This window comes from Arthrobacter sp. Edens01, assembly GCF_001307035.1.
Lineage (GTDB): Bacteria > Actinomycetota > Actinomycetes > Actinomycetales > Micrococcaceae > Arthrobacter_B.
The window spans coordinates 127,133-139,429 of sequence record NZ_LKIU01000002.1 but is presented as its reverse complement, the minus strand read 5'-3'; the positions used below and the strand labels follow the sequence as shown (position 1 = coordinate 139,429).

General features: G+C 65.0%; 12 protein-coding genes. 7 read left to right on the top strand and 5 right to left on the bottom strand.

Annotated elements, in window-relative coordinates:
• Nucleotides 1-115: 115 nt before the first annotated feature.
• Nucleotides 116-2,104 (top strand): acetate--CoA ligase, encoded by a 1,989-nt coding sequence (gene acs, locus AO716_RS01055; protein ID WP_055239110.1) that lies wholly within the window; start codon nt 116-118, stop codon nt 2,102-2,104.
• A 76-nt stretch (nt 2,105-2,180) separates the two neighbouring features.
• Here the strand turns inward: acs and AO716_RS01050 are convergent, their stop codons facing one another.
• Nucleotides 2,181-2,603: an organic hydroperoxide resistance protein gene (locus AO716_RS01050; RefSeq protein WP_055239109.1), complete on the bottom strand. Its 423-nt coding sequence runs from the start codon at nt 2,601-2,603 to the stop codon at nt 2,181-2,183.
• Nucleotides 2,604-2,727: 124 nt separating this feature from the next.
• On the opposite strand from AO716_RS01050, the gene AO716_RS01045 reads away from it, so the two are divergent.
• The 3 genes from AO716_RS01045 (at nt 2,728) to aroQ (ending at nt 5,278) form a co-directional block, all read left to right on the top strand.
• A complete protein-coding gene (locus AO716_RS01045) occupies nt 2,728-3,306 on the top strand; it encodes a TetR/AcrR family transcriptional regulator (protein WP_055239108.1) in 579 nt (192 codons plus the stop codon).
• Between the two features lie 155 nt (nt 3,307-3,461).
• Nucleotides 3,462-4,790 (top strand): MFS transporter, encoded by a 1,329-nt coding sequence (locus AO716_RS01040; RefSeq protein ID WP_055239107.1) that lies wholly within the window; start codon nt 3,462-3,464, stop codon nt 4,788-4,790.
• Between the two features lie 8 nt (nt 4,791-4,798).
• Entirely contained in the window at nt 4,799-5,278 is a 480-nt protein-coding gene (gene aroQ, locus AO716_RS01035) for a type II 3-dehydroquinate dehydratase (RefSeq protein WP_055239106.1), read from the top strand.
• Here the strand turns inward: aroQ and AO716_RS01030 are convergent.
• Nucleotides 5,268-6,449, bottom strand: a complete 1,182-nt coding sequence (locus AO716_RS01030) for a MarP family serine protease (protein WP_055239105.1) — start codon at nt 6,447-6,449, stop codon at nt 5,268-5,270. The two genes, aroQ and AO716_RS01030, sit on opposite strands and share 11 nt — an antisense overlap.
• Before the next feature lie 221 nt (nt 6,450-6,670).
• Between AO716_RS01030 and AO716_RS01025 the strand changes: the two genes are divergently transcribed.
• Nucleotides 6,671-7,348 (top strand): Crp/Fnr family transcriptional regulator, encoded by a 678-nt coding sequence (locus AO716_RS01025; protein WP_055239104.1) that lies wholly within the window; start codon nt 6,671-6,673, stop codon nt 7,346-7,348.
• A 61-nt stretch (nt 7,349-7,409) separates the two neighbouring features.
• Here AO716_RS01025 and AO716_RS01020 read toward each other — a convergent pair whose 3' ends face one another.
• The 3 genes from AO716_RS01020 to AO716_RS17140 are packed head-to-tail and all read right to left on the bottom strand — an operon-like array spanning nt 7,410 to nt 8,951.
• Nucleotides 7,410-8,321, bottom strand: coding sequence for an NUDIX hydrolase (locus tag AO716_RS01020; RefSeq protein WP_055239103.1), 912 nt, complete (start codon nt 8,319-8,321; stop codon nt 7,410-7,412).
• Entirely contained in the window at nt 8,314-8,796 is a 483-nt protein-coding gene (locus AO716_RS01015) for a RidA family protein (protein WP_055239102.1), read from the bottom strand. Before AO716_RS01015 ends, AO716_RS01020 begins: the two co-directional genes overlap by 8 nt.
• A complete protein-coding gene (locus AO716_RS17140; RefSeq protein WP_141653630.1) occupies nt 8,796-8,951 on the bottom strand; it encodes a DUF4177 domain-containing protein in 156 nt (51 codons plus the stop codon). The genes AO716_RS01015 and AO716_RS17140 overlap by 1 nt, the downstream gene beginning before the upstream one ends.
• Before the next feature lie 37 nt (nt 8,952-8,988).
• On the opposite strand from AO716_RS17140, the gene AO716_RS01010 reads away from it, so the two are divergent.
• Together AO716_RS01010 and AO716_RS01005 are read left to right on the top strand one after the other, a co-directional pair.
• Nucleotides 8,989-11,211, top strand: coding sequence for a transglycosylase domain-containing protein (locus AO716_RS01010; RefSeq protein ID WP_055239101.1), 2,223 nt, complete (start codon nt 8,989-8,991; stop codon nt 11,209-11,211).
• A 2-nt stretch (nt 11,212-11,213) separates the two neighbouring features.
• Nucleotides 11,214-12,152 (top strand): metallophosphoesterase, encoded by a 939-nt coding sequence (locus AO716_RS01005; protein ID WP_082413222.1) that lies wholly within the window; start codon nt 11,214-11,216, stop codon nt 12,150-12,152.
• The last annotated feature ends 145 nt before the right edge of the window (nt 12,153-12,297 follow it).

Sequence of the window (12,297 nt, the reverse complement as noted above, 5' to 3'; positions counted from 1 at the left end):
TGCCACACCTTGGGCTTCGCCGCGTTAGGGTAAGGACAACATCGCTAAACCGCCCCGCCGGCCGGGCCGCAGCCCGGCATCCGCGCCGGGTTCAAGCCAACGGAAAGGGTCCGAGATGTCTGAACAGCCTCCGGTCAAGCAGCACGGTGACGCACTGGAGAACCTCTACCACGAGAGCCGCAGCTTTCCGCCAAGCGCGGAATTTGCAGCCTCCGCCGTGGCTCAGCCCGGGCTCTACGAGGAAGCCGCCGCTTCCGGGCCGGAGTTCTGGGCCAGGCAGGCCCGGGAGCTGCTCACCTGGGATGAAGACTTCACCCAGACTCTGGACTGGACTGACGCGCCGTTCGCCAAGTGGTTCGTGGGCGGCAAGCTCAATGCCTCGTACAACGCGCTGGACCGGCATGTGGAGGAAGGACGCGGAGACCGGGTTGCCATCTACTTCGAGGGCGAGCCCGGTGATACCCGCACGTACACCTACGCCGAGCTGACTGAAGAGGTAAAAAAGGCAGCCAATGCCTTCGAGTCCCTCGGCGTCTCCAAGGGCGACCGTGTGGCCGTGTACCTGCCCATGATCCCCGAGGCCGTCATCACCATGCTGGCCTGCGCCCGCATCGGTGCAGTCCACTCGGTAGTGTTCGGAGGCTTCTCCGCCGATGCACTCCGCAGCCGGATTGACGACGCCGAGGCAAAGCTCGTTGTCACCGCGGACGGTTCATACCGCCGGGGCAAGCCCAGCCTGCTCAAGCCGGCAGTCGATGAGTCCCTGGTCAAGGAAGGGCACACCGTTTCCAACGTCGTCGTGGTCAAGCGCAACGGCGAGCCGGTCGAGTGGACCGAAGGCCGGGACCTGTGGTGGGACGACGTCGTCGGTTCCGCGAGCGGCGAGCACACCGCTGTGCCGCATGATTCCGAACATCCGCTGTTCATCCTCTACACCTCCGGCACCACCGGGAAGCCCAAGGGCATTCTGCACACCACCGGCGGGTACCTGGCACAGACCGCCTTCACGCACCGCGCCACCTTCGACCTGAAGCCCGAGACGGACGTGTACTGGTGCACGGCCGACGTCGGCTGGGTTACCGGCCACAGCTACGTCACCTACGCACCGCTGGTCAACGGCGCCACGCAGCTGATGTACGAAGGAACCCCGGATACCCCGCATCAGGGCCGCTGGTGGGAGCTGGTGGAGAAGTACAAGGTCTCCATCCTCTATACAGCGCCGACGGCGATCCGCACCTGCATGAAGTGGGGCAGGGATATCCCGGGCAAGTTCAACCTGGACTCCATCCGGGTCCTCGGCACGGTGGGCGAACCCATCAACCCCGAAGCCTGGATGTGGTACCGCACGGTGATCGGCGGAAACGGCGGCAAGAAGGAAGTTCCGGCCCCGATCGTGGACACCTGGTGGCAGACCGAAACCGGTGCCCACATGATCGCCCCCATGCCCGGTGTCACGGCCACGAAACCCGGGTCCGCCCAGGTTCCGGTACCGGGCATCTCCGTGGACGTGGTGGATGAAATGGGCGAACCGGTGCCGAACGGCTCCGGCGGCTTCCTCGTCGTGAAGGAGCCGTGGCCCGCCATGCTGCGCGGCATCTGGGGCGACCCGCAGCGTTTCAAGGACACGTACTGGTCCCGTTTCGACAACATGTACTTCGCAGGCGACGGCGCCAAGAAGGACGAAGACGGAGACATCTGGCTGCTGGGCCGCGTGGATGACGTCATGAACGTCTCCGGCCACCGCCTCTCCACCACTGAAATCGAATCCGCGCTGGTCAGCCACCCGTCGGTGGCGGAGGCCGCAGTGGTTGGCGCCACGGATGACACCACCGGCGAGGCCGTTGTCGCCTTCGTGATCCTGCGCGGCAGCGCCAAGGACGACGATGACATCGTCACCACCCTGCGCAACCACGTGGGTAAGGAGATCGGCCCGATCGCCAAGCCCCGGCACATCCTGGTGGTTCCCGAGCTGCCCAAGACGCGTTCGGGGAAGATCATGCGCCGGCTGCTCAAGGACGTTGCCGAGGGCCGCGAGCCGGGCGATTCGAGCACCCTGGCGGACAACACAGTGATGTCCCAGATCGCCGAGTCCCTGCGCAAGTAGCTCCAAACGAGATAACAGAAACTGCCCGTATCGAGCTCGATACGGGCAGTTTCTGTTATCTCGTTGAAGGGATCGACTAGCCGACGACGGCGTCCACTTCCACCTCGATGTTGCCCCGGGTTGCATTCGAGTACGGGCAGACCTGGTGCGCCTCGTGGACCAGCTTGTCTGCCGTGGCCTGGTCGACTCCGGACATCTCCACGTGCAGTGCCACGGAAAGCTGGAAACCGCCCTCCTCCTTCGGATTGATGCTGACCTCGGAGGTCACTGCGCTGTCGCTGATCTCTGCCTTGGCCTGGCGGGCGACCATCTTCAGTGCCGAGTGGAAGCAGGCTGCGTAGCCGACTGCAAAGAGCTGCTCGGGGTTCGTGGCCCCGCCGGCTCCGCCCATTTCCTTCGGAACCGCAAGATCGACTTCCAGCAGGCCGTCGCTGGTCCGGGCTTCTCCGTTCCTGCCGTCACCGGTTGCGGTGGCAACTGCTGTGTAAAGGGCACTCATCGGTTCTCCTTCGGTTGGAACACTGGACGCTTGGAAGGGCGACGTTCCGCCGTTCTAGCAGTAGACTAACTAGTAAGTCTACTAATGGCCAGCCCCGGCCCGGAACTACTTCAGGAGGTTTCCCTTGGCACCCACGCCAGTGCGGCCTGTCCGCGAGCGCATCCTGGCCGCCGCCGGCGAGGCCTTTTACCGCGAGGGAATCCGTGCCGTGAGCGCGGACAAGATTATCGCTGCCGCCGGCACCACGAAGGTCACGTTCTACCGCTACTTCCCCACCAAGGACAACCTGGTGGAGGCGTATCTCGACCAGCAGTCGGAACGGATCCGGGAAGCTGCCGGGAACCTGCCGGATGATCCGTGCCGTGCCCTGGCGGCGCTGGCCCAGGCCATGGGCGATGAAACCTGCAGGCCGGGTTTCCGCGGCTGCCCCTTCATTAATGCCGCCGCGGAGTACCCGGAGGCCGAACATCCGGTCCGTATTGCCGTCGCGCGCCACCGGGACTGGTTCCGCGCCCTGGTCGCGGAGCTGGCGGGCAGGCTGGGTGCGCAGAACCCAGGACTCGTGGCTGACCAGCTGATCATGCTGCGGGACGGCGCCATGGTCCACGGCTACGTGTCCGATCCGGCGCTGGTAGGCGATTCGCTGCTCCAGGCCGGCGGCGCCGTCCTGCAGCAGCACATCCCCGCGATCCGCCCGGCCTAACGCCGCGGGCGCCGGCGCGGAGCCGGACACGCCAGCCTTTGTCCTTTCGGGACGGGACGCTGTTCGGCGCGGGAGACCGGCGACCAGCAGCCCAAATAGTGACGTTGAACTCAGCGACTGGCCAAAGCTCCCGGCACCTAGCACAATCAGCACTTGTGTCTACTTCCTCCACACCCGTGAACCCCGCCCAGCGTTCCCGGATGGCCCGCAGGGTCGCCGGTGCTTCCTTCGTTGGAACAGCGCTTGAATCCTACGATTTCTATGTTTTCGGAACGGCTGCAGCCCTCATCCTGAACCGGGTGTTCTTCCCGGACGTGGATCCCCTGACCGGGACGCTGCTGGCATTCCTGTCCCTGGGCATGGGATTCGTTGCCCGGCCGCTGGGCGCAGTGCTGTTCGGCCACATTGGTGACCGGGTGGGCCGGAAGAAGTCCCTGATTTACACCATCGTCCTGATGGGCCTGGCCACCGGCATCATCGGCCTGCTGCCGGACTATGCGGCGATCGGCGTCTGGGCTCCAATCCTGCTGGTGGCCCTGCGGCTGCTGCAGGGCCTGGCCGTTGGCGGGGAGTGGGGCGGAGCAGTCCTGATCGCCAGCGAACATGCCGAACCGAAGAAGCGCGCCCTGTACGCTGCCATCCCCCAGATCGGTTCGCCCGTTGGCACCATCATGGTCACGGCCACCTTCCTGATCCTGACCCAGGTTTCTCCCGAAGCCATGGAGGCCGGTGTCTGGCGGATCCCGTTCCTCCTGGCCTTCCCGTTCATGGCAGTGGCCCTCTACCTCCGTCTCGCTATTGACGAGACTCCCGTCTTCAAGGACGTCGCAGAGCACCACCAGGTGGCCCGTGTTCCTGTCCTTGAGGTCCTGCGCAGCCAGCCCGCCGCCGTCGTCATTGCCATGGCCGCCGCACTGCTGGGCATCGGATCGTACTTCCTCATGACCACCTATACGCAGGCCTACGGCACCACCGTCCTGGGGCTGTCCGAATCCACGGTCCTCAACGCAGCATTGGTGGGTTCCGTGCTTCAGCTGGCCACCATTCCCGCCTTCGGGTGGCTGGCCACCCGGGTTGGCTCGGCCCGCGTTGTTGCCGGAGGTGCCGCCGCCACCGCAATCATCTCGTTCCCCCTGTACTACCTGATCAGCATCGCCGACCAGCCGCTGTACATCCTGACCATCCTGATCGGCGGCATCGCCCCGACCGCCGCCTGGGCAGCCCTGGGCGGACTGATGGCGGACCTGTTCCCGGCCCGGACCGGCTACACCGCCATGTCCCTGGCCTACAGCTTCGCCGGCATCGCCGCAGGCTTTACTCCGGCAGTCACCCAGCTCTTCTCCGACGCCACCTCCGCGGCCTGGTGGCATCCCGGCGCGGTCCTGGCGCTGATGTCCCTGATCACCATCGCCGGTGCCCTCGCCGCTTCCCGGAAGATCCGGGCACAGTCACAGACTGAGTCCGCCGAAGCCGTTGCGGCATAGTGGAACCCATGACTACCGAACGCACCCGCAACCTCCTGATCCTGAACGGCCCCAACCTGAACCTGCTCGGAACCCGCGAACCCGCGGTCTACGGCACGGACACGCTGGAGGACGTCGAGGAAACCGCTGTCGCAGCAGCAGAATCGCACGGCTGGACGGCGGACTGTATCCAGTCCAACCACGAGGGTGACCTGATCGATGCCATCCACGGCGCACCCGGGCTGGCTGACGCGATCATCATCAACCCCGCCGCCTACAGCCACACCTCCGTGGCCATCCGCGACGCCCTGTCCGGGGTCGGCCTGCCGGTGGTGGAAGTACACCTGAGCAACATCCACAAGCGCGAGGAATTCCGGCACCACTCCTACGTCTCGGCAGTGGCAGACGTAGTAATCTGCGGTGCCGGCGTGGCCGGTTACCGGATGGCGGTGGACTACCTCGCCTCTACCCTGGACGCCAAGGCGGGCTCCGGGGCAGCTACTCGCTGATGCATTCCCCCGGCGAGACCGCACTGCGGTAGTCCGGAGCGGCTTCCGCAATGGGTGCCAGCTCAGCGAGCGAAAGGGCGTAACCGATCGGCTGGTCGCCGGTGGTCTTGGCGAACACCACGCCTGCCACCTGGCCGTCGATATCCAGCAGCGGGCCGCCGGAGTTGCCCTGCTGCACGTTGGCCGCCAGGGTGTACACCTGAAGCACCTCCGGGGACGTTCCGTAGATGCTCCGCACGGACACGTCGCCGAGGTTCTGCACGACTGCAGTCTGAAGCCGGAACGGACCGCCTGCCGGGTAGCCGGCAAACGCAGCAGTGGTCCCGTTGGGAAGTTCTTCTCCAAGGTCAAGCGGCTCGGCTGACAGGTTCTCGACGGCGATGACAGCCAAATCCCGTGCCGGGTCGAAGTGCACCACCCGTCCGGGCAGCACACCGCCTCCGGGCACCTGGACCACGGGCTCGCTGACCCCTGCAACCACGTGGGCGTTGGTGATCACCCGGTCATCCGCAATGACGAACCCGGAACCGGTTTGGTTCTGTCCGCATTGGAAGGCAGTGCCGGTGATCTTGAGGACGGAGGAGGAAGCCGCGGTCAGCGCCTCGGAGCTGATCCCCTCGGCAGGAAGCTCCACCGCCTCCGGTGCAGCGCTGTCAAAAATCCGCGGCAGGCCCTCATCCAGCGTGAATGAACGCACCTGCGCCGCCAGCGTCTTGACCGCGTTGGGGGTCACCGAGTCGATTGCCATCAGGACCTTCGAGGAGGCGATCTGCTGCGAAAGGAAGGGCATTCCCAAAGTTCCAATGCTGAATGCCAGCATCGACATCACGAGCGCCGCCACCACCACATTCAGCGCACCGCCCAGAATGCGGTCCAGCGCCCGCAGCGGTGCGAAGTTGAACCAGCGACGGACCGCACCGCCCAGGGCGGCCCCGGCCGCGTGGCCCACCAGGACCAGTACGACGGCGGTCGCGATCACAGCTGCGAGGCGCCACCCCTCGTCGGGCACCCAGCTCGAGACCAGGGGGATTGCGAAGAACGCGGCAACGGCACCTGCAACAAACCCGACGATGCCGCCGAGGGTAACCGCCAGGCCGTTCCGCAGGCCTGCCAGCAGGTAAAAGAGCAGGGACAGCCCCAGAATGATGTCCAGAACAGTGAATCCGAGCACAAAGAGCTCCAATATGGGTGTACGTGTACGTGCGGCTGCCGGTCAGAGCCCTTTTGCCTCCCGAGTCTAACGGGCGGCACTGACGATTCGAGGGCCGTGTAATCCCGCGCACATTAGGGGGTGCGTTTTATCATCCGAGGGCGAACAAAGCTATTACGGCTGTCACATGCCCGTTCTGTGCGGCAAGATAGTACAAGCGACAACTAATAACAGGAGATTTCATGGATATCGAGGTATTGCGCCGCGCGCCTTTGTTCGCCTCACTGGGAGACGATGTCTTCGCCGCTTTGACCGACGAACTCACCGAGGTCGATCTGTCCCGCGGAGCCTCTGTCTTCCGCGAGGGCGACCAGGGCGACCAGCTCTATTTCATCGTGTCCGGAAAGATCAAGCTGGGGCGTTCAGCCCCTGACGGCCGCGAGAACCTGCTGGCCATTCTTGGCCCGGGCGAATTGTTCGGCGAGATGGCTCTTTTCGATCCGAGCCCCCGCACCGCTACGGCCACCGCCGTCTCCGAAACGCGCCTTGCCGGCCTGCGCCACGAGAACCTGCGTGCCCTCATCGAAACGCGTCCGGAAGTTTCCGTGCAGCTGCTGCAGGCCCTGGCCCGCCGCCTTCGCCGCACCAACGAGTCCCTCGCGGACCTGGTCTTCTCGGACGTTCCGGGCCGCGTGGCCAAGGCACTGCTGGACCTCGCCGACCGTTTCGGCCGGCCCGCGACCGACGGCATCCTCGTAGCCCACGAACTGACGCAGGAAGAACTGGCCCAGCTCGTCGGCGCTTCGCGTGAGACCGTGAACAAGGCCCTGGCTGAGTTCGTCCAGCGCGGCTGGCTGCGGCTGGAAGCCCGCGCCGTCGTCATTCTGGACGTGCAGCGTCTGCGCCAGCGTTCACGCTAGAGTCAAGGACACAAAAAACGGCGCTGCTCCCTGTCGGGGGCGGCGCCGTTTTGGCTTGTCCTCAGCGGCCGCGCTGCCCGCAGCCTTCCGCGGCGTCGACCGTGCTGACCTGCAGGACGTAGGCGCCGCCGGCGTCGATCAGCTGCGGCTGGAACACATCGTTCGCCCGGCGGTGGGCCAGGTATGCGATGCAGCCGCGGGCCTTAGCCAGCTTTTCGATCATCAGCAGCACGCCGGGTACGGTGAGCTGCTCCAGCGTCAGCCCCACGGTGTCCGGCTGGCCGACCTCATCACCTAGTTCACTTGTGGCGGCACGTTCGATCTCGTCGCTCGCAACCCGCCACTGGCCCCACACACCCTTGCTTTCCAGCAGCGAGGTGTCCTGTCCCAGCGGCTGGACGGCGGCAAAGTAACGGGTGTCAAAGCGCCGCAGGGCAAAGTCCGCGGTCAGCCAGTGGGTCAGCGGGCGCAGCAGGTCGCTGCGCAGGCCCAGGCCGCGCTTGGAAAGCAGCTGCGGAAGGGACAGCTCCCCGGAGGCAATGCCCTCACGGGCAGCCATCCAGTCGGCCCCCCGGTTGCTCTCAAGCAGCGTGGCCTCATCCGGGCCCGCCAGGAGCACCCCGGTTTCCTCGAACAGCTCCCGTACGGCGGCGACTACGTGCCGGCGGGCCTGCTGCGGATCGTCCATCCCCAGCATCCGTGCCCACTCCGCAGGTGCCGGCCCATACCAGGCCACCGGATCGTCGTCGGCTGCTTCGAGGCTTCCGCCGGGAAAGGCGATCTTGCCCAGCGGGCTCTCGCCCCGGCGGTAACGCAGGTACGTTTCAGCCCCCTGGCGTGAGTCACGCAGCAAAAGGACGGACGACGCCGCGCGGGGTTTGCGCGGCGTACCCTCGCCGCGTTCAAACCAGCTTTGTGCTGCGCCCTGTTGCCAGGGCGGCAGCTGGAAATGCCGGGTGGAGACGCTAGGCAAATTCGGCAATCACTTCCACTTCAACCGGCGCGTCAAGCGGCAGTACCGCAACGCCGACGGCCGAACGGGCATGGCTTCCGGCCTCGCCAAAGACCTGGCCCAGCAGTTCGGAGGCACCGTTGATGACTCCGGGCTGGCCGGTGAAGGACGGGTCCGAGGCCACGAATCCGACAACCTTGACGATCCGTGTGACCCGGTCGAGGTCTCCGATCTGTGCCTTGATGGCAGCCATGGCGTTCACCGCGCAGCGTGCCGCATAGGCCTTCGCATCCTCGGCGGAGACTGCCGCTCCGACCTTGCCGGCGGCCGGCAGCTCACCGTCAATAAAGGGCAGCTGTCCGGAAGTGAACACGTGGTTCCCGCTCACAACAGCGGGAACATAGGCCGCGACCGGCGCGGCAACCGGAGGCAGTTCCAGCCCGAGTTCGGCCAGGCGCTGCTCGACGGCGGAAACCGCCTCCGGAGCCGCACTCATCAGGCCTTCTCCCGCTTCATGTAGGCCACCGAACCGGTACCGTTCGGGGCCGGGGTGATCTGCACCAGCTCCCACCCTTCCTCACCGTGCATGTTCAGCACGGCTCCGGGGGTATGCAAAGGCAGCGGTGTAATGAAGTATTCCCATTTGCTCATGATCCAAAGACTAGCGCGTGCTTGTAGACTGATCGGCATGGCAGCTCGCAAATCCCCTTTTTTTGACACTGCTACCACTCTGGGCAAGATCGTCGCCTTCTTTGGCGTGAGCGCATTGTGCGGTGTCCTGGCCGCCGGGCTGCTGGTACCGGCCGCCGCCGCCGCCGGCACGGCAGCCTCCGGTTCCATCCAGTTCTTCGATGAGCTGCCCTCTGAACTGCAGCGGGGAGCGCTGGCTGAGCCCTCCCGGATCTATGCGAACGACGGGTCCCTCATTGCGACCATTTATGAGGAGAACCGCCAGCCGGTCACGCTGGACCAGGTCTCTCCGCACATGGTCGACGCGATGCTGGCCATCGAAGATGACCGCTACTACGAGCACGGCGGCGTCGATCTGCAGGGCATCTTCAGTGCCATCGTTTCCAACGTCACCTCCGACAGGACCCGCGGCGCCTCCACCATCACGCAGCAGTACGTCAACAACGTAATCATCGACACCAACCTCCAGGAAGGCGGGGAGGTGGTCTTCAGCGGGCAGAAGACCATTGGCGACAAGCTGCGCGAAGTCAAGCTTGCCATTGCCGTGGAGAAGGAACTCAGCAAGGACGAGATCCTGGAGGGGTACTTCAACATTGTGCCCTTCAGCGGCACCACCTTCGGTGTCCAGGCTGCATCCCGGTACTTCTTTGACGTTGACGCCAAGGACCTGAGCATCGCCCAGGCCGCGCTGCTTGCCGGCGTCGTCAATGGACCCACCTATTACAGCCCCGAGCTGAACCCGGAGCGCTCGATCGCACGGCGCAACCTGGTGCTTGACGCCATGCTGGAAAAGGGCAGGATCACCCAGGAAGAGCACGACGCCGCGGTTGCCACCGACCTGGAACTGAACCTGACTCCGGTCCTCAACGGGTGTGTCGGCGCCGAACAGGCACCCTACTTCTGCGACTACGTCAAGCAGCTGGTGCTCAACGACGAGCGCTACGGAGCCACCTACGAGGACCGCACCAAACTGCTGTACCGCGGCGGACTCAGCATCACCACCACACTGAACCCCACGCTGCAGAACGCTGCCCAGGCAGCGATCAACGAGACCGCCAACCCGGACACAACGGATGCGGAGATCGGCCACTCGATGGTCAGCGTGGAGCCGGGCACCGGAAAGATCCTGGTGATGGCCCAGAACACCCGGTATACCCCGGAGCTGGCAGCCGGAAACTCCGTGCAGAACTTCAACGTGGACGCATACCAGGACGGTGATCCCAACAAGCTCCTGAACGGCCTGGGCGGATTCCAGCCCGGCTCTACTTACAAACCGTTCACAGTTGCAGCCTGGCTGGATTCCGGCAAGACGCTGAACGCCCAGCTGAACGGCAACAAGCGGACCTACCCTGCCGGCCACACCTGGAACGCCAGCTGCCTGCCCGGCGGCCGGTACGCCATCCTGGATCCGTGGACCCCGATTAACTACGGGGACACGAACTACCGCAACACAACCGTGCTCGAAGGCCTGGCCCAGTCCCTGAACACCATCACGCTGGCTTCGGCCAACGAGCTGGATCTGTGCAAATTCCAGCAGATGGCCTTCGCTGCGGGCGTGCACAACGGCAAGAGCGCATCAGGTGAACGCGAAATGCTGGCCGTGAATCCGCCGTCGACCTTCGGCGGCGGCGGCGACGCCTCGCCGCTGGCCATGGCGACGGGCTTTGCGACTTTCGCCGCTGAAGGCCTAATGTGCGAGCCCCGTGCGCTGGAGTCCGTAAAGGGCAGCGACGGTACCGAGTACCCGGTTCCCGAACAGGACTGCGAGCAGGTCATGCGCAAGGAGGTTGCCCAGGGCGTGAACATGGCCACCCAGCGCGTGATGACCAACGGTTCCGGCATCAACCTGCAGGTAGGCGTGCCCATCGCCGGCAAGACCGGCACCAACGACTACCGGTCCCAGACGTGGTTCATGGGCTACAGCACCGGCATGTCCACCGCATCCTGGATCGGAAACTGGAAGGCCAACAACACCTCGATGTCCGACAAGCTGATCGGCGGCCGGTACTACCCGGAAATCGACGGCTCGCTGATTGCCGGCCCGTCCTGGAAGAACTTCATCCAGCGCGTACCCGGCCAATACGAAGCCAATCCCTTCGCCAACCCGCCTGCCAACATCGTGGGCCAGGCTCCTGCGCCGCGGCCGGCGCCCAGCGCACCCGCCCGGGACAACAACAGGGATAACGGCAACAGCGGCAACAACCGGAATAACGACGACTGATCTTGGCGACTAACAATCCGGTGGCCCCGGTCCTTCGATCCGCCGCGTGGACTGCCGGCAGCTTCGCTGCTGCCGGCGCCGCGGCCTTTGCCTACGGCTCACTCATTGAACGGAACCTTTTCGGTATCCGCACCGAGACCGTGGCTGTGCTGCCCCCGGGCAGCAGGCCGATCCGTGTCCTGCACCTTTCGGACATCCACTATGTTCCGGGCCAGGAGCGCAAAACCCGCTGGCTGCAGTCCCTGGCTGACCTGGAACCGGATTTGGTGGTGAACACCGGAGACAACCTGAGCCACCAGGAGGCAGTGCCTCCGCTGCTGGAAGCCCTCAAGCCGCTCATGCGTTTTCCGGGTGTTTTTGTGCCGGGGTCCAATGACTACTACGCGCCGGTGCTGAAGAATCCGTTCACGTACTTCACGTCGCCCTCGAAACTGCGCAAGAACCCTGCCAAGCTGCCGTGGGCTGACATGTTCTTTTCGTTCGGCAACGCCGGCTGGATTGACCTGACGAACCGGAACCAGTCGACGGTTCTGAACGGACTGCGCCTGGACTTCTCGGGTGTTGATGATCCCCACCTCAAGCGCGACCGGTACGCCGGTTTCCCGTCCGGGAGCTCGACGTCGGACTCGGCCCGTCACCTGCGCATCGGAGTCGCGCATGCGCCGTACCAGCGGGTGCTGGATTACTTCACTGACGGCGGCGCGCAGCTGATCCTTGCCGGCCACACCCACGGCGGGCAGGTATGCATCCCCGGCTACGGTGCACTGGTGAGCAACTGCGACCTGCCGACCTGGCGTGCCAAGGGCCTGACGGACTGGGAACACAACGGCCGGACCGTTCCGCTGAACGTTTCCGCGGGCATCGGCACCTCGAGGTTTGCTCCGGTGCGCTTCGCCTGCCGTCCCGAGGCGGTCCTGCTCACGCTCACTCCCGCGGCGTAACGATATAACAGAAACTGCACGTTAGACGCCCTCTTTCGTGCAGTTTCTGTTATCTCGGTGCGGAAGTCCGATTCGTGGGCGCCGCGTCGTAACGGTGCCCGGGGTGGCCTAGGATTGAGCGGTATCCGGCCCGCACCCCCTAGGC